21 protein-coding genes and 3 tRNA genes are annotated in these 16,977 nt (G+C 54.0%); 2 read left to right on the top strand and 22 right to left on the bottom strand.

Annotated elements, in window-relative coordinates:
• Positions 1–81 precede the first annotated feature (81 nt).
• The 5 genes from ACAF76_RS11470 to ACAF76_RS11490 form a co-directional block, all read right to left on the bottom strand.
• Positions 82–1,005: an NAD(P)/FAD-dependent oxidoreductase gene (locus ACAF76_RS11470; protein ID WP_400163688.1), complete on the bottom strand. Its 924-nt coding sequence runs from the start codon at positions 1,003–1,005 to the stop codon at positions 82–84.
• Positions 1,006–1,061: 56 nt separating this feature from the next.
• Positions 1,062–1,547: an RrF2 family transcriptional regulator gene (locus ACAF76_RS11475; RefSeq protein WP_400163689.1), complete on the bottom strand. Its 486-nt coding sequence runs from the start codon at positions 1,545–1,547 to the stop codon at positions 1,062–1,064.
• A 260-nt stretch (positions 1,548–1,807) separates the two neighbouring features.
• Positions 1,808–1,894: transfer RNA gene (locus tag ACAF76_RS11480), tRNA-Leu, on the bottom strand.
• Between the two features lie 7 nt (positions 1,895–1,901).
• Positions 1,902–1,977: transfer RNA gene (locus ACAF76_RS11485), tRNA-Thr, on the bottom strand.
• Between the two features lie 57 nt (positions 1,978–2,034).
• Positions 2,035–2,111: transfer RNA gene (locus tag ACAF76_RS11490), tRNA-Asp, on the bottom strand.
• Positions 2,112–2,297: 186 nt separating this feature from the next.
• Between ACAF76_RS11490 and ACAF76_RS11495 the strand changes: the two genes are divergently transcribed.
• The gene (locus ACAF76_RS11495) at positions 2,298–3,191 is read left to right on the top strand and encodes an NlpC/P60 family protein (RefSeq protein WP_400163690.1); all 894 of its coding nucleotides are present in this window, start codon (positions 2,298–2,300) and stop codon (positions 3,189–3,191) included.
• An 80-nt stretch (positions 3,192–3,271) separates the two neighbouring features.
• On the opposite strand, the gene ACAF76_RS11500 is transcribed toward ACAF76_RS11495, so the two are convergent.
• The 17 genes from ACAF76_RS11500 to ACAF76_RS11580 form a co-directional block, all read right to left on the bottom strand.
• Positions 3,272–3,526, bottom strand: coding sequence for a hypothetical protein (locus ACAF76_RS11500; RefSeq protein WP_400163691.1), 255 nt, complete (start codon positions 3,524–3,526; stop codon positions 3,272–3,274).
• 110 nt (positions 3,527–3,636) lie between these two features.
• Positions 3,637–5,427: a M3 family oligoendopeptidase gene (locus tag ACAF76_RS11505; protein WP_400163692.1), complete on the bottom strand. Its 1,791-nt coding sequence runs from the start codon at positions 5,425–5,427 to the stop codon at positions 3,637–3,639.
• A 115-nt stretch (positions 5,428–5,542) separates the two neighbouring features.
• Positions 5,543–6,763 carry a M20 family metallopeptidase gene (locus ACAF76_RS11510; RefSeq protein ID WP_400163693.1) on the bottom strand — a complete coding sequence of 407 codons (1,221 nt, stop codon included), beginning with the start codon at positions 6,761–6,763 and terminating at the stop codon, positions 5,543–5,545.
• Between the two features lie 64 nt (positions 6,764–6,827).
• Positions 6,828–7,784, bottom strand: coding sequence for a P1 family peptidase (locus ACAF76_RS11515; protein WP_400163694.1), 957 nt, complete (start codon positions 7,782–7,784; stop codon positions 6,828–6,830).
• 3 nt (positions 7,785–7,787) lie between these two features.
• A complete protein-coding gene (locus tag ACAF76_RS11520; protein ID WP_400163695.1) occupies positions 7,788–8,345 on the bottom strand; it encodes an ECF transporter S component in 558 nt (185 codons plus the stop codon).
• A gap of 70 nt (positions 8,346–8,415) precedes the next feature.
• The gene (locus ACAF76_RS11525) at positions 8,416–9,252 is read right to left on the bottom strand and encodes an energy-coupling factor transporter transmembrane component T family protein (protein ID WP_400163696.1); all 837 of its coding nucleotides are present in this window, start codon (positions 9,250–9,252) and stop codon (positions 8,416–8,418) included.
• A 12-nt stretch (positions 9,253–9,264) separates the two neighbouring features.
• Positions 9,265–10,125, bottom strand: a complete 861-nt coding sequence (locus tag ACAF76_RS11530; RefSeq protein WP_400163697.1) for an energy-coupling factor transporter ATPase — start codon at positions 10,123–10,125, stop codon at positions 9,265–9,267.
• A complete protein-coding gene (locus ACAF76_RS11535; RefSeq protein ID WP_400163698.1) occupies positions 10,122–10,991 on the bottom strand; it encodes an energy-coupling factor transporter ATPase in 870 nt (289 codons plus the stop codon). The genes ACAF76_RS11530 and ACAF76_RS11535 overlap by 4 nt, the downstream gene beginning before the upstream one ends.
• A gap of 191 nt (positions 10,992–11,182) precedes the next feature.
• Entirely contained in the window at positions 11,183–11,434 is a 252-nt protein-coding gene (locus ACAF76_RS11540) for a hypothetical protein (protein ID WP_400163699.1), read from the bottom strand.
• 123 nt (positions 11,435–11,557) lie between these two features.
• Positions 11,558–12,229: a GNAT family N-acetyltransferase gene (locus ACAF76_RS11545; RefSeq protein WP_400163700.1), complete on the bottom strand. Its 672-nt coding sequence runs from the start codon at positions 12,227–12,229 to the stop codon at positions 11,558–11,560.
• Between the two features lie 50 nt (positions 12,230–12,279).
• On the bottom strand, positions 12,280–12,945 hold the full coding sequence (locus ACAF76_RS11550; protein ID WP_400163701.1) for a GNAT family N-acetyltransferase: 666 nt from the start codon (positions 12,943–12,945) through the stop codon (positions 12,280–12,282).
• A 23-nt stretch (positions 12,946–12,968) separates the two neighbouring features.
• On the bottom strand, positions 12,969–13,826 hold the full coding sequence (locus ACAF76_RS11555) for a carbon-nitrogen hydrolase family protein (RefSeq protein ID WP_400163702.1): 858 nt from the start codon (positions 13,824–13,826) through the stop codon (positions 12,969–12,971).
• Between the two features lie 199 nt (positions 13,827–14,025).
• Positions 14,026–14,175, bottom strand: a complete 150-nt coding sequence (gene rpmG, locus ACAF76_RS11560; RefSeq protein ID WP_400163703.1) for a 50S ribosomal protein L33 — start codon at positions 14,173–14,175, stop codon at positions 14,026–14,028.
• Between the two features lie 108 nt (positions 14,176–14,283).
• The gene (locus ACAF76_RS11565) at positions 14,284–14,958 is read right to left on the bottom strand and encodes a class I SAM-dependent methyltransferase (RefSeq protein WP_400163704.1); all 675 of its coding nucleotides are present in this window, start codon (positions 14,956–14,958) and stop codon (positions 14,284–14,286) included.
• A 139-nt stretch (positions 14,959–15,097) separates the two neighbouring features.
• On the bottom strand, positions 15,098–15,367 hold the full coding sequence (rpsN, locus tag ACAF76_RS11570) for a 30S ribosomal protein S14 (protein ID WP_400163956.1): 270 nt from the start codon (positions 15,365–15,367) through the stop codon (positions 15,098–15,100).
• Between the two features lie 116 nt (positions 15,368–15,483).
• Positions 15,484–15,837 carry a (2Fe-2S) ferredoxin domain-containing protein gene (locus ACAF76_RS11575; RefSeq protein WP_400163705.1) on the bottom strand — a complete coding sequence of 118 codons (354 nt, stop codon included), beginning with the start codon at positions 15,835–15,837 and terminating at the stop codon, positions 15,484–15,486.
• Between the two features lie 175 nt (positions 15,838–16,012).
• Positions 16,013–16,477, bottom strand: a complete 465-nt coding sequence (locus ACAF76_RS11580; RefSeq protein WP_400163706.1) for a Fur family transcriptional regulator — start codon at positions 16,475–16,477, stop codon at positions 16,013–16,015.
• A 249-nt stretch (positions 16,478–16,726) separates the two neighbouring features.
• Between ACAF76_RS11580 and ACAF76_RS11585 the strand changes: the two genes are divergently transcribed.
• Entirely contained in the window at positions 16,727–16,900 is a 174-nt protein-coding gene (locus ACAF76_RS11585) for a hypothetical protein (RefSeq protein WP_400163707.1), read from the top strand.
• Positions 16,901–16,977 lie beyond the last annotated feature (77 nt).

A 16,977-nucleotide genomic window follows, 5' to 3' on the forward strand; every position in this document is an offset into this window, starting at 1 on the left:
CATCGAAAAAGCAATTTGTCAAAAAATATCCCCCAAGCACAGTCGGCTTGGGGGTTTTCGCGGTATTTGCCATTGTCGATATTAGCTGTTATGACGCCACGCTTCCATATTCAGTTCATTGTTTATCGCTGCAGCGACAAATGCTCCATTGGCTGCGGCGGCAATCGCTTGGTACAATCGTGAGGCTGCGTCTCCGGCACTGTAGACACCCGGTACATTCGTTTTGCCAAAATCATCGACCACGACCATTCCCGTATCAGAGATGTGGCAGCCGATGGATTGCGGCAAATCCGAACCCGTGACCAACTCCGGTTTGAAAAAAATCCCCCGGCACGGAATCGTTGTCCCGTCCTCCAAAACGACTTGCCGCACGATCCCGTCGGTCGAGTCAATCGAGCGAATTTTTGACTCGAACACGGGCACTTGATGTTGCTTGAGCTCCTCGCGCTGCGCATCTGTCAGCTCATCTGGTCCATTCGTGCAAATCGCAAAGCGGTCCGTCCACCCGGAAAGCAGCGGAGCGAAGTGCATCAGCTCGGCTCCTCTGTTGATGACGACGAGCGGCTCGTCTCGCAGCTCCCAGCCATCGCAGTACGGACAAACAAAAGCGCTTTTCCCGTACACCTCCATCAACCCGGGAATGCCAAGCGGCCGATCCTTCATGCCGACAGCAAACAGCAGCTTTTTGCTGGCAAAGGTGGTCCCCTGTGCCGTTCCAATTTGAAAATCTCCGTCTACGCCCGCAATCGACACGACCGTATCCGCCACAAACGATACCGAAGGATAGGCGCTGATTTCTTCTTTGGCGATACGTCGGAATTCGCTCGGACTGACTCCGTCCCGCGTCAGAAAACCGTGCGTCTCGCGTGTTACAGCGTTGCGCGGGCGGCCTTCATCGATCACCGCGACGCGCTTCCTCGCCCGTCCCAGCATGAGAGCGGCGTTCAATCCAGCCGGACCTCCGCCGATGACCGCCACATCGAGCGTTTGCATTTGTTTTGTCATTTTCAATTACACCTCCATGGATCTGAAATATCCATAATTAATGTACAAGAAGTGCATCACTTCCTGTGCCCAACATGAATCCTGCGTTGGAACGCCTCATCCAGTACAGACTGGATGGTGTGTTGCCGCAAATAGTGGTGCAGATGCTGCTCCGCACCTTGCATGACCTTCTCCACCAGACATTCGCACTTCCCCGTACACTCCTGATCGGTCTGTGCAGTTCCCTCTTTTACAAGCAACTGATGCTGCTGCGAATTTACATTGGAGCATTCGAACAACTGCTGTCTTCCTTCGATCACTTGAATCACATCGAGAAATGTAATGTCTGCTGCCGCACGCGCAAGCTCGTACCCGCCCTTTACCCCTGGCACGGCACGCACGATGCCATCCTGGCGCAGCTTGGACATGATTTTGGACAAGTAGCTTTCCGAAACGCCAAGTGTCGCAGCCAATTCCCTGATTCCGACGTTGTGTCCGCTTTGCGAGTTCGCTAAGTGAAGCAACGCGTGCAGAGCGTAATCTGTACTTTTAGAGAACTGCATGTCCTCTCCTCCTTTCCAAAAAAGTTACTAATATGGACCTTCAATATCCACAATAAACGAACCGGCTCCTTTTTGCAAGAGATACCTGATCCACTATCCGCACTCGATTCCATTCTCATCGTGCCGACTCGTTTACACCGTTGGTTGTTCACTGGGAAGGCGTACGAAAAAATGATCGTGCATTGCAAATCCGTGTGAAAATAAAAAAAGACTCGCAAGCTGCCACTCGGGCAGATATACGAGCTCGTTCGTTGTTATGTTGGTGCGGTCGAGAGGACTTGAACCTCCACGGTGTTGCCACCACTAGAACCTGAATCTAGCGCGTCTGCCAATTCCGCCACGACCGCATATACATGGTGCCGGCGATAGGAATCGAACCCACAACCCCCTGATTACAAGTCAGGTGCTCTACCAATTGAGCTACACCGGCATGTATGAAACTCTTCTGTTTCTACCAACTCTATCATCGCAATGAGAATGATAGAAATGGCGGAGCTGACGGGACTCGAACCCGCGACCTCCGGTGTGACAGACCGGCGTGAACTCCAACTTCACCACAGCTCCAAGCTTGATTTGTGCGCCGAGAAATCGGTTTCTCAACTGGCGACTTCTGTAATATAGCATGAGTTGATAGTGTTAAGCAATAGTTTTTTTCAACTTTTTTCAGTTCCATTTACTCATAGATTTGTCTGGCAATTTCCGCTAAAATGAAAACGAGATTTGCAGAAATTCGTAGAATGGTGGAGTAAAATGATCAGACAAACATCACAAATCGCGACCCTCCTTGCTCTTTTCACTCTGCTACCTACAGCAGCGCATGCCTCCTCTGTCTATGTGGTAGACGCCGGGGATACGTTGAGCAAGATCGCACGGGAGCACCAGACGACCGTAGCTGATATTATGACTGCCAACCAGCTTACTTCTGATCGGCTTTCGATCGGACAGACCTTGACATTGCCGGATTCGAGTACCCCTGTCACGACAGCCCCGCCTGCAGCGAACGCACCTGCCCCGCAGGTAATCGCCGCCAGCTCCTCTGCTGATGCGGAAGAAGCGACAGAAATCACCAGGGCCAAAGTGAATGCCGACGTTCTGAACGTCCGTTCTGCTGCCTCGCTGGAGTCAGACATCGTCGGAAAGCTGTACTACGGCAATATCGTCACCGTACAAGACTTCGGCGGCGAGTGGAGCAAAATCAAATATGGTGAGCAAGAAGCGTATGTCGCAACCGAGTTCCTGATCGCCGTACCCGCATCTGCCAATACGGGAGGAAGCGTGACAGAAACAGAACTGGAGCAAATCTTCGCTCCGCTTCTCAACACGCGATATGTGATTGGCGGTACGACCCCGGCGGGATTTGACTGCAGCGGCTTTACTAGTTACGTATTTGCGCAAATGGGGGTTACACTGCCCCGCACATCAGCGGATCAGTTCCGCGGAGGCATAGCCGTTTCCCGCGAAGAAGCACGTCCAGGCGACCTGCTGTTCTACGATACGATGGGAAAAGGGCAAGTCTCTCACGTAGCCATTTATTTGGGGAATGACCTCGTCGTGCACGCCACGGGAGAAAAAGTGGACTACGGACGAATTTCCTATTTGGACAAGCTGTACCCGTTCTACGGCGTAAAGCGCTATATTCAATAGCCAGATTGGTACAAAAACCGCCTGTGCCCCGGGACACCCCCGATATGCAGGCGGTTTTTGTCATGCGATGCGCAATATGCCTATTGCAATTCCTGTGTCTGACGATCCTGTTGTTGTTGATGATGTTGATGCTGCTGCCCAAAGGAGACGTTCATCTTCTCCAGCACTTCCTTCATCTTTTCCAATTGCTGCTGGTAATCCTTGACGACGAGGTTTAACACGCTGACCGATTCCGTAAATTCCGGCTCGTTACTGATCTTGTCGATGGCTTTATGTAGATGCATCATTTTATTTTCCGTCTCCTTGATTTTATCCATCAATTGCAACCCGTTCACCCGTAACCATCCTCTCGCGTGTTTTTTCTTATACTCCCCTATCTGATCCTGTGCTATGCGGAAATAAAAACGCCCGATCAGCATTGTATCGCTGACGGGCGTCATGCAGCCTAGACTTGCGATCCACGCTGGTCGGCAAGCTCCAGGAATGTTTCGATGTCTTTTTCGATCAAACCGAGGGAGTTGCGCCAAAAATCTACGGAACGCACATCCACCCCCATGATCGCCGCAACGTCTGCGACGCTCTTCTTGCCAGTCACGGCCAGCAGTTGATCGTACTGGGCGACGAAGTCATCACCGCGCTTGAGGTACTCGGCGTACAGCCCTTTGGCAAACAGCAGCCCGAAGGCGTAAGGGAAATTGTAGAAGTTGTACAATGCGCTGTAATAATGCGGCTTGCAGACCCACATGTAATGATGCAGTGCCGAGTGGTCCAACCCGTCACCGTACGCGTCTTTTTGCGCTTGCAGCATGATTTCGTTCAATTCCTTGACGGACAGCGACCCCTCTTCCCGTCTGCGGAACAGTTCTGATTCGAACAGGAAGCGGCTGTAGATGTCGACGATCACCTGGCCCGCACCGGAAATATCGTTTTCCAGAATCGCGAATGCCTGTTCAGGTGTCGCCTCTTTCAATGCCGCTTTGGCGACGATCGATTCGCATAGAATGGACGCGGTCTCGGCTATCGGCATCGGGTAATCCGTGTTCAGGAACGCTTCCTCGCCCAGACATTCCCCGTGGTACCCGTGTCCGAGTTCATGCGCCAAAGTGCTGACGTCGTAGTAGCTGCCGCTGAAGTTGGCCATGATCCGGCTCTCTTTGAGGAACGGCAGGTTGTAGCAGAATGCCCCGCCGCGCTTGCCATCGCGAATTTCAGCGTCAATCCACTGGTTGTCAAACGCCTTCGCAGCGTAGTTGGACAGCTTTTCGCTGAAGCTGGCAAAATGCTTGACGATAAAATCCCGCGCTTCCTTATAGCTGTAGCGCATGTCCGCCTCCCCGACCGGAGCGAACATGTCGTAAAACGGAAGGCCGCTTACGTGTCCCAAAAGCTCCCCTTTTTTGCGATAGTACCGATGGAAGGAAGGCAGGCTTTCGCGCATCGCTTGGAGCATCGCATCCAGCGTCTCCCGGTCCATCCGCGAGTCGCCGAGCGTCTTCGCCAGGGCGGATTCATAGCCGCGCAGCTTGGTTTCGGTAATCACTTCGCCCTTGATTCCATTTAAGGCAGCAGCAGCCGATTCGTCGATCTTCTTGTAGGCGGAAAGCTCGGCTTCATATGCGTTTTTGCGGAGTTCGGGGTCTTTTTCAAAAGCCATGTTGCGCACCACTGGCAGAGGAAGCTGCTTCGCTTCGCCGTCGATGACGATGTCCACCAATAAAGTCGACGTGATCATTTCATGCAGCTTGGTCCAGGCGTTGGAGCCTGTGTTTTTCATCTTTGCCAGGATGATTTCCTCTTTTTCGCTCAGCAAATAGCGATTCTTCTCCGCTTTTTCGTTCAGGTAAAAGCGGTGTTCCTGGAGCAGAGAGGACTGATCGATCTGCGCATCGAGATCGGAAAGCTGGCCGAGCCATTTGATGAACAGCACGTCTGGCTCCACCAGCTCTACCGATTGCTCCAGCACCCGTTCGGCTAACTGCAATGCCTTTTCATTACGGGCATCGACACTGGCTGTCAACTCGGCAAAGGCGTAAATCCGGTATTGTTTTTTCAAAATTTCCGTCAATTTGGTTATGTACTGCTCCATCTTGCTGACCGCATCTTCTGTACTGGTCAACTGCTCTCTCGTCCAGACCTGAAACTCCCCGATCTGTCTTCCCATCTCGCCCAGATCCTGCTTGAGCTCCGGTGAGTCCAGGGACGGATACAGGACATCGAGGTTCCAGCGCATTTCCATTGTCATTTCCCCCTCATCTATGCGTACCTGTTCATTGTAAAAAATAGTCGAAGGAGTAATCAAGTTTTCCCGAAAAAATAGCCCTGCCGACGGATACGTGACAGGGCATGCAGCGCTACTTCACGCTGGCAGGCTGCGTGAGGAAGGTCAAGGCGGACAGGGCGAACAACTGGGTCGTCTCCACCAACTGCCCGATCTCCACATATTCGTCGGCGTGGTGGGGAATATGCCGGTCTCCTGCGCCAGTCGTCAGGATGGGGATACCCGCCTGATGCAAGAAGGTGCCGTCGGTCGCCCCGGGAACGCCGTTGTACACCGGGTCTTTTCCAGTGAGTTCCCGGTACGCGCTGGCTGTCGCCTGTACGACCTCCTCTTCCATCGACGTCAGCGTCCAGGGTCTCTCCTCGATCACTTCCAGCACCGCCTTGAAGTGCTCGTCTTCCTTGCCCAGCGCATCGAGGATTGCCGTCATTTCCGCGTGCAGGATCGCGTGCTCCTGACCGGGAACGGTGCGAATATCGAGTGTCGTCATGCACTGGTCGGGCACGACGTTGATCTGCGGCTCTCCTTTTACCGGTGCCTGGAGAATTGTCGGCGTAATGCTCGGAAAGCCGAGCATCGGGTGATTGCCCAGACGCTCCATCTCTTTGCGTTCGAGCTCTTCCAAAGCGACAATCGCACGGGCCATCCGCGTATTCGGGTTGATCCCGGTCAACGGCATCGCGCCATGCGCCATTTTTCCGTACGTGCGCAGGATCGCCCGCATCGCCCCTTTTTGCGTGATGCACAGTTGATTTTCCTCAGGCTCGCAAATGATCGCCGCATCGACGCCTTTGGCCCAGCCTCTGCGGATAAAATCTTTGATTCCGATCATCATGCCCTCTTCGTCACACGGGATGCAAAGCAGGATTTTTCCGGCAAACGACTGGCCTGAGCGCATAATCGCCTGTACCGCACAAATCGCGGCGGCCAAATTCCCTTTGGTGTCGCAGGAGCCTCGTCCGTAAATGCGGCCTCCGTCTATTGTCGCCGCGAAAGGATCGTAGCTCCACTTGTCGCGATCGCCTTCGGTCACCACGTCGGTATGGGCTTCAAACAAAAGGGTTTTGCCCGGACGGCCGGAATCGTAAAAGGCGATCACATTGGGGCGGCCCGGCACGACTTCCTCCACAAACACCTTGAGCCCGATCTGACGCAAATAATCGGCGACGAACTGGGCGACGCGTTCCTCATTCCCGTCCGGCTGACCGGGGCGGTATACACTGGGGATCTGTACGAGCTGTTGCGTCAAACGGACGACTTCACGTTCATCGACAAACGAAGTAACCTGATGCAATGCAATCCACTCCTTTCGTTGCTATCCGACGGACATAACTGCCATGCTGTGCTTCTCGAAGCTATCAGGCAAGGTCGCGCCAGGCTGGCAATCCGCCAGCGCCAGTAGCCTGTTTGACTGCCTGCACGACTGCTTCTGCCAGGACGTCGGCAGCGAGTGTCCCGACCAGGTCGACAGATGCTTCCACCTCTCCTGTTCCGAGAGCAAAAATCGTATCGCCGTCCATCGTCGTATGGATCGGACGAATCGTTCGCGCCAGTCCGTTATGTGCCATTTGCGCTACCTTGTTCGCTTCCGATTTGCCCAGTTTGGCATTGCTGGCGACCACTGCGATCGTCGTATTGGCTCCTGGAGGCGGAGGCGATTCCATTTGCCGAATCAGCAAGTCGACGCTGTCGACAATGTTCCCGCTCTCATCACGCGGACCCGCCAAAATCTCATTGGTCTGCGGGTCGAGCACGTGCCCGACGGCATTGACCGCAACCATCGCGCCGATCACCAGACCGTTCGGCAGACGGCGCGAGGATGAGCCGAGCCCGCCTTTCATCGCCTGGGAAAACCCGGCAATTTTGCCGACAGTCGCCCCTGTACCGGCTCCTGCATTTCCCTGTGCGACCGCTTCATTCGTCGCATTCAGGCAGGCTTGGTACCCCATCTTTCGGTCAGGACGCACATGACTGTCACCGATTGGCAAATCAAACAAGACCGCAGTTGGCACAATCGGGACGATCCAGGGACCGACCTGCAGTCCTTTTCCTTGTTCCTCCAGCCATTGCATCACTCCGGATGCAGCATCCAATCCGTAAGCGCTGCCCCCCGTCAGACAAACCGCGTGGACCTCCTGTACCGTGTTCAGCGGATGAAGCAAATCGGTTTCGCGGGTGCCCGGGGCAGAACCCCGGACATCCACGCCGCAGACAGCCGGCTGGTCCAAAACGACGACGCTGCAGCCTGTCAACGCTTCCTTGTCTTCGGCGTGCCCGACTCGCACGCCAGGTACATCGGTAATCGTTCCTGTCATGTGTTACAACCTTCCTGACAATTTTGATTTTTGGTTGCCGGAGCCGCTCAGCTTCTTCCAGGCCGTCACGACAGCGAGCGTGACGATGACCGAGACGATCGCTTCCGGCAGGCCGCTGACGAGCGCAGTCGTCACAGCGACGCCAAACGCCATGTACCCGCGAATGACCGCCATCCCCAACACGAGAATCGTATTGGTCATCGCACCGACGAAGCCGGCGACGCCGATGGCGAGGTATTCGTTCACTCTTCTTAGCCCCACGTAGGTGAAATACGCGGTCACCCCGATGAACAGGCGGGGCAAAATGGCGACGAGAGGGTCCTTAAACAGCGGCACTGTCGCATTTAAAAAGGAAGAAACGCCAAAAATAAGACCAATGATCATCCCCACGCCCCAGCCTTCCATGATTCCGCCGATTACTGCCGGGATGTGCATGATCGTCGCGTTGCCCGCCGCTGTCGGAACCGGAATGTAGCCAAGTCGGGTGACCCCAAGCAGGATGGCAATCGCCCCCAGCACACCGGCGATTACGATCCTTCGTACCGTCAAGCCTTTTTCCATGCAAATTCCTCCTCATGCCTCGTATTTATGTGGAACATCCCCAAAAAGGGAGAATTCCTTTGCCCACAGCCTACCAGGGAATCGCCAGTATTCCCGCTGCGAGAACGATGCTGGCAAACAGCGCTGTATAGTCCAGACCCGCAGCCTTGTAATGCGTATAGCGGGTGCGCGAAGAGCCCGGCGTGTAGCATCTCGCCTCCATCGCCAAAATCAGGTCCTCGGCTCGTGACAGTGCGACGTTGAACAGCGGAATGATGATTGGCAGCATATCCTTCGTCCGCCGCACGATCCGCCACCACTCACCCGTACCGAATTCTGCGCCGCGCGAGGCTTGCGCTTTCATCATTTTTTCCATCTCCATGGCGAAGGTCGGCACGAAGCGGATCGCGATCGTGATGATCAGGGCAAAGGCGTGTACGGGAAACTTGATCTTTTGCAGCGGTCCGAGCAACCTCTCCATGCCATGTGTCAGCTCTGTCGTCGACGTGCTCAGCGTCAAGACGCTGGACAAAAAAATCACTTCCACGAAGCGCATCGCGGACACGAGTACAAGCCGGACGCTCTCGCTGGTGATCTTGATAAAGCCCCATTCCAAATAGACGCTGCCACCTGACGCCACCTCGCCGTAGAACAGAAGCTGCAGGATGGCGAGGATAATGATGAACGGAATCGCCGGTTTGATTCCCGACAGTCCGTAATGCAGCGGGATGTGCGAGATGCGAAACATGGCGATGCAAACAGCCAGCGCAAAGAGATTGCCTACATACGTACTGCAAATCGCAATCGCCAGGATCAAAATGACAAACGCCGCCAGCTTAAAGCGCGGGTCCATCCGATGAATGACGGAGCCGGTAGGCAAATATTGACCGATCGTAATATTGCGGGACAACTCAAATTCTGCTGACATTCCTTTTCCCTCCTATCGCTTGACCAGCTTCAGGATTTCCCCAGCCGCCTCATCCGGCAAAAAGGAAGATAAATTCACCGAGTACCCTTGCTCGTGCAGCTTGTACAGGATGTCCACCGCTTCCGGTGTCCCGATGTGATGCTCGCGCAAGATCTCCTGGTTGCCAAAAATGTCTCGCGGTGTCCCCTCGCAGGCGATCCGCCCGTTCGCCATGACGAAGACGCGGTCGGCGAGCCTGGCCACTTCCTCCATGTTGTGGGAGACGAAAATCACGGTCAGCTTTTCCTCGGTATTCAAATGACGGATGCGCTGCAGCAGCTCCTGCCGCGAACGCGGGTCAAGTCCGGCGGTAGGTTCATCCAGAATCAGCACCTGAGGCTTGAGGGCAAGAATACCGGCCAGCGCGACTTTGCGCTTTTGACCGCCGCTAAGAGCGAACGTGGGACGATCCTTCATCTCCTCAAACGACAGACCGACCATCTCCATCGCCCAGGCGACACGCTCGCGCACTTCCTCCAGCGGCAGTCCCATCTTGAACGGACCGTATGCCACATCATCGCCGATCCATTTTTCAAAAATCTGGTCTTCCGGATTTTGAAAGACGATGCCTACCTGCCGCCGCAACGACTTGATGTCCACTTTCGGGTCGGATACGTCCAGACCGTTGACGATGACCGTTCCCGACTGGGGGCGATAAAGACCGTTCAGATGCTGAATCAGCGTCGATTTCCCGGAACCGGTATGCCCGATGATGGCGACGCACTCGCCTTTTGCTACCTGCATGCTGACGTCAAATAAAGCCTGATGGGCCAGCGGAGTGCCTTCCATATACACATGAGACAGCTTCTCCACAATGACAATCGGCTCTGTCATGTTCCGCTCACCTCCACTCGTCTCGAGCACAGCCTGTTCACTTCGCTGACTACCTCGTCGTTTTCGATCAGCGTGGACGAAAAGGCAGGGAACTGTTCATGCACAAGCGCAGAAATGCGGCTTGCGTCCGGCACATCGAGATGCAGCTCATGCAGTCGTTCTTTTTGCGCAAACACTTCGCGCGGCGAGCCTTCCAGCACGATTTTGCCCGCTTCCATGACGAGCACGCGATCCGCCTGTGCCACCTCCGACATGTGGTGGGTGACGGTAACGATCGTCATCCCCGCCTTATGCAGTTCGCGGACCACGGCGAGAATTTCCCGACGCCCATACGTGTCCAGCATGCTCGTCGCTTCGTCCAGCACCAGGCATTGCGGATGCATGGCGAGGATGCCGGCGATTGCGACGCGCTGCTTTTGCCCGCCAGACAAGTGATGCGGGGGACGGTGGCGAAACGCGCTCATCCCGACAGCTTCCAGCGCCGTATCGATGCGCTCCTTCATCTGTTCGGGAGCGACGCCGATATTTTCCAGCCCAAACGCCACGTCATCCTCGACGATCGTCGCGACCAGTTGGTTGTCCGGGTGCTGGAAAACCATCCCGACACTGCTTCGCACCTCGTGGATGCGCGCCTTGTCACGCGTATTGATGCCGTTTACGATGACATCCCCCGTCTTTGGCGTGAGGATGCCGTTCAAATGCTTGGACAGGGTAGACTTGCCGGAGCCATTGTGCCCGATGATCGCCAAATACTCGCCCTGATGCACCTCGAGCGAGACGTTTTGCAACACAGGAATGTGCTGATCCTGGTTTACCTGATAGGAAAACGAAACATCCTCTACCCGTATGATCGGATTCGTATTCACATGTGTTCCCCCACTTTCCGGTATCAGTAATCAAGAATGCTGCGAAGGTCGGACCGTCTTCCGCGACCAGGAAAAAGATTGGAGACGCAATCATCCCAATATTCTGTCAAATTAGTCCTAAAAAAGAATCTTCGCGGGTTTTCCGGAAAATCCTCTTTCCTCTACCAACATTTATGAAAAAGAAGCCAAAGTTAGTCATGGCTCTTGGCTTCTCTTTCCTGGGCGTGATCGACGAGTGCCTGTACCTGCGCGGAAGGCGTGCGCGACCGCCGCTTCCGCTTTCGCTTTCTCTTGCGCAGCGCAAACAACGCCAGCAGCAGACATGCGAGAATCCCCAGCTGGAACGGCTGATGCGCAGCCTGATTGAGCCAGCCGCTCATCGTCAGCAAATGCAGGAGAACCGCCACGTACATCAAAATGACTGCAAGATTTTGCCCTTTCACGAGTCCCCTCCTTGTTCAGACCGCATTCATTCAGGAAATGTTTTCTCGACCAGACGACAAAACTCCTGTAAAGCGGTCGTACATGCTTCACAGGAGTTTTCATCCGGCTGCTGGCTATGACAATTACAGCGGCAAAAGGTCCAGTTTTTCTTTGGTCGCAAGCGCTGCTACCATGTCAAGCCACGCCTGCGGCTTTTGCGGGAGCACGGCGTAGTAACGCTTGAGGAAGGTTTCGACCAGGCTCGCTTCCAGCGTCGTCTGGTTTTCATCTGTCGGCATGAAGCACAAGTCAAGCCCCGTTACCGCCTCCCCGTCGTTTTGCCAGGACGGATGGACGTACGCCATGTTGATGCGCTTGTAGCCCAAATGGGAGAGCACCTCGCGACGCACGAACGGGTCCATCGGCTTGACGGAGCCGAAAGAATGGTCATCTACGCGATACGGGTCGTAGATTTCCGCGAACATCCCGTACAGCTCCTTGCCGTTTTCTTTTGCCAGGGCGAGCAAGTCTTTCTCCCGCTCTTTGGCCAGAAAACGACCGATGCCCAGCCCTTCGCGTCCGATAATCGTAAAGTCGGTCATCGCTACGTTCAGGTCGGTGTAGTAGCGGTATTCGGTGGCCCCGACGACTTCGCCATCATGGACAGCGACGAAGACGCGGATGCCCGGATCTTCCAGCGGTTCTTTCCACAGGCTGTACTCCAGCACCTCTTCGGGCGGAAACACTTCCTGCATCAGCTTGTGCATTTTGGCAAACAGCGGGTTGTCGATACTTTGAATGCGTATGTATTCCATCGCGAACATTCCTCCGGTCCATTTTTATTATTTATGTTGCCTGTGCGAGACTAGCTCGTGAACGGATTTTTCCATTCCATCAGCACAGCGTGATTGTGTGATTCCTCGTCCTCCAAATAATCGGCTACGACTTTTACCGGCACCCGGCCGCAGCGCAGCAGAAAGGTAATGACAGGGTCTTTTACTTCACCGCTGACGACACGCTCGACGTATTGCTCCGGGCTCAACTTGTCCGCAAAGCGGCTGTAGCCGGGCATTCGTCCGCCTCCGAGCAGACGGGTCAAGCCGCGCTGCACCACCAGTTCGTACATCGCCTGCATCATGCACTGTCCCAGTCCCAGCTTGCGGTAGCCGGGGCGGATGCAGATGTCGACGATGTAGAGCGTCTCCCCCTTGGGATCGTGGTTGCGAATGTAGCCGTTGTCCGTCACATCCTCCCACCTGTGGTCAGGGTGCTCAGGATCGAAATGCACCAGCAACGCGGTCATTGAGCCTGCCAGCACCCCTTCCACCTCTACACAAATTGCTCCTTCCGGGAAAAGCGTGACGTGATTCATCAACTGTTCGCGATTCCACCACAATTCAGAAGGAAAAGGCGGGGGAAAGCTCTCTGCCTGAATCTGGATCAGCTCGTCAAAATCTGCTTCCGTGTAGTTGCGGATGACGGCGTGACGGGGCTGGTCGCCTGAAAAAACGTACTGCTCTTTGCGATACATGAGTCTCCCCCTTTTCTCGCGATTTACTTCCAGTCGGGATAGAGATCGGTGCGGCGGTCGCGCCAGGTCGTGACGGAGCCTTGTGCCCGCACGTCGTAGAGAAGCTGCAGGTCCAGATCAGCCGTGACCAGCATGTCGCTGTTGATCTCCCCTTCCGCCAGTACGCCTCGTGGAGGGAAGGGAATGTCGTTGGGCGTAAGGATTGCCGCCTGTCCGAAATTGGCGCGCATGAAGTCTACGGTCGGCAAGGAACCGACTGTCCCTGTCAGGACGACGTATACCTGGTTTTCGATCGTCCGCGCATGGCTGGTGTAGCGCACGCGGTGGAAAGCGTGGCGGTCATCCGTGCAGGACGGGCAAAAGATGACGTCTGCGCCGCGCGCCTTGGCGATGCGCACCCACTCGGGGAATTCGATGTCGTAGCAAATAATCATCGCCACTTTGCCTTTGTCCGTCTCGAAAATTTGCAGCGAGTCGCCGGCTCCCATGTTCCAGCCTTTGACTTCCCACGGCGTGATGTGAATTTTCTTCTGCTGCCCGATGCGGCCATCGGGATAGAAGAGGAAAGCCGTGTTGTACAGCTTGCCGTTTTCACTGATGATGTGGGTCCCGCCAATCAGGTACATGTTGTACGTAGCGGCAAGGGAGCTGAACAAGCTGGTGTACTGCTCCGTAAACGAAGGCAATGCCGTGATCGGCAGCGCATTTCCCTCTTCGTCGCCAATCGACATCAACTGTGTCGTAAACAGCTCGGGAAAGAGCAGAAACTCGGTGTCGTACTCGGCTGCGTTCTTGACGTAGTGTTCGACTTGGTGTGCAAATTCTTCAAAGCTCTTGATCGTATGCAGATGATACTGCACCGCGGAAACGCGCATTTTCACTGTCTGCTCCTCCTTGTATTCATAAATCGTAATATCTAACAAATATATCAAAATTATTTCGGAAAGTCTTCCCCGTGACTGTTCAAAACACGTTTTCCAGTATGGAAAGAGACGGGAAGCACTCGTTGGCAGGAAAATGTAAAAAGGAGCCATCCAGCGTCATCTGACTGTGGATAGCCCCTCTGCCGCATTATTGCGATCATTTTGTCTCCCGATGAAGCGTTACGCGCCTTAAGCGAGGACAATACTTCCGAAGCTCCAGACGCTCCGGATGGGTCTTTTTGTTCTTGGTCGTAATGTAGTTGCGGTCACCGGATTCCGTGCACGCCAATGTCACTTGTACCCGCATTGGTTTCACCTCCCTCGCAAGCTGATCTTTCGTCTGCCTGACCGGCGCCAGGGGCACTTCGCGTACTCTCCCGTACTGCCTGCGCCTGTCCGGGCTTGTTCTCTTTTTTTATCGCTTGGTAAACCGGAAGATGTACGCCTGCTCATATTCGTACAGCAACCGTTCCTCGACACGTTGGAACCACGGGTCTGGATTTCGCAGCGAAATGAAACGATCCGGCTGAAGCCTGGCGATTGCCACGTCAAAGCCATTCTCCTGAAACGCGCGGGTGATTTCATCAAGCGTATGCAGCTGCATCGGCAGGGAAGCGCCGGCGTTGATCTTCTTGTGGATCTGCGGCAGGCTCGGATTGCCGTTGTAATCCGAGTAGGTCGAGTAGTAAACGCCGCCTGGTTTCAATGCCTGCTGGACTTTCCAGGCATGCTCTTGCAAATCTTCGATCAGATACAGTACAGAGGTGCTAAACGCGATGTCGAAGCGCTCGGGATATTTTTCCGGATCACCGGTCGCCTCGTAATGAATGGGCAGGTCGCCCTTGCGCGATGTGGCGACTTCGATCGACTGTCTGGCCAAGTCGATGCCAACACCTTCTCGGAAGGGACGCTCGCCATATAAAAACCGCAGAAACCCGCCCTGATTGCACCCGATATCCAAAACGCTGGACGCCTGCAAATCTTCCTCGACTACCGCTGCGAGCACCTTGCGCCAAAAGGGCTGATGCGAGTCCTCCATCTTTTGCTCATTCTCCCCGTGTTTCCACCATACATCGTACAATTGACTCACGTTTTGAGCCTCCTTTACCGGCATCAATATGTAATTATTACGATTTTATCTGATGAAACATATTGCACCTGCGGTCAAACGCTATGCTGCTCTCGCGTATTCACGGACAGCAGTCCGGTGAAACGGATCTGCACCCGCTTCACCAACTGGATTTCTTGATTCCCGGTATCTGACCTTTGTAAGCCAACTCACGAAAAGCAATGCGCGACATTTTGAATGTACGCAGGTATCCGCGCGGTCGTCCCGTCACTTCACAACGATTGTGGAGACGAATAGGAGAAGCATCCCTCGGCAATTTTCGCAAAGCCGCGTAATCTCCCTCCTCCTTGAGTCGTTTCCGCATTGCCGCATAACGGGCAACCGTTTCCTGACGCTGTTTCTCTTTCACGATTTTCGCTTTCCTCGCGATATGAAACCACTCCTAAAATCGTAATTATTACGCTTTTAGACCATGATACTTCTCCCTATATGGCATTGTCAACAAGTATGGGACACCACGTATAGCTCTGTTGTCAACACGGCTTCCTATTTTTCCGTTCCTGTTTCCCCATTCCCCGTAGCAACAAAGCGGCCATCATACGTATAGACCGCGTGCTGATCGAGCCGTTGTCCTGCGAGATAGTTGCGAACGATTTCTCTGCCCCGCTCCGGCGTGATATCCCGGTACCAGACTCCCTCCGGATACGCGATGACCACGCACGCGTCCGTACAGCGGCCATTGCACAGCGTTCGCGTCGTATGGATGTGTCTGTCAGCTTCTTGCCTGGCAATTTCATCCCGGATCGCTTGCGTTACGTCCTCTGCTCCTCTTTTTTTGCAGCTTCCCCCGTTGCAAATGAGCAAATGACAACTGGTCTGTTCCAAATTCCATGTAGCCATGCAAACTCCCCATCCCTTGGACGCATCAGCATGAGTTCTGACGCATGTTTATTTTCAAATCGTAATGATTACGATTTTAGTGCAGAAAAAGCAATCTTTCAAGTATTTCTTCCTTGTTGGAAAAAGTCTGCTGCGAACTGCGAGTTCTTGCAACAACGGAAAAGACCTCCGCCGCCTACTCATTCTCCCGTTGCGGCGAGGTCTTTTCCTGTTCGGACAGCTCCTGGCATGATTCACAAAGTCCGTACACTTCGAACCGATGATTGATGACCTTGAAATCATCGGGAATTCCCCCGAGATGATCCATCGGGCAATAATCAAAGCTAACGGTTTTTTCGCAGTTCATGCAAATGAGGTGGTGATGATGGTGGTTCAAACTGCAAGCCTTGAATTTCAGCCCGCCATCCATGAAGTAAAACTGCTCCAAAATGCCGATATCGCTCAATGTACGCAAATTCCGATACACTGTATCCAGACTGACACTTGGATAAAATTTGCTCAATTTCTCGTACACATCTTTCGGGGACAAATACCCCCCGTCTTCGAGAAAAATGTGCGCCAGCGTCCGCCGCTGGTCGGTGATGCGAAAACCTTGTCTGGACATCGCGTCCAGCATCTTGTTGACCGGACTGGCCTCCATAACGCCCATCCTCCTACCATGACTTATCCAAAATTATTGCACATCAAGCTGTGGGCTGCAATCCCTGTACCGGATGTTCTCTGCTCGTGAAAAGTTTACCATGACAGCCACACGTCATTTTGTATACATAATAAATGTTATGGTAACTTATTGGTTGTCGCGGCTGGCTGTAGTCAGATACTTGACGACTGATTGTACGGGCGCTATGATCGCTGTATCTGCCGAACTGCAAGCGGAGGTGCATGCGCCATGCAAGAATGGCTGAACAAACCGGTAAAGATGAAAACGGGCCCCCGCAAACGGGGAATCGTGGAATACGTCGACGAGCAGTACATCGTCGTCTATTTTACCCACCCTCGCAAGGAACGGGTGATCTTCTCCAGCACGGAATCGTTTCTGGAGAAAATCGAGTGGCTGGAATAGCCCAACAAGAGAGAAAGCCTTTGGACGGCATGCAAAACATGCGGTGACCAAAGGCTTTTTGCTTCGTTGACGCGGAA

The organism is Brevibacillus sp. TJ4 (assembly GCF_044627595.2).
Taxonomy (GTDB): Bacteria; Bacillota; Bacilli; order Brevibacillales; family Brevibacillaceae; genus Brevibacillus.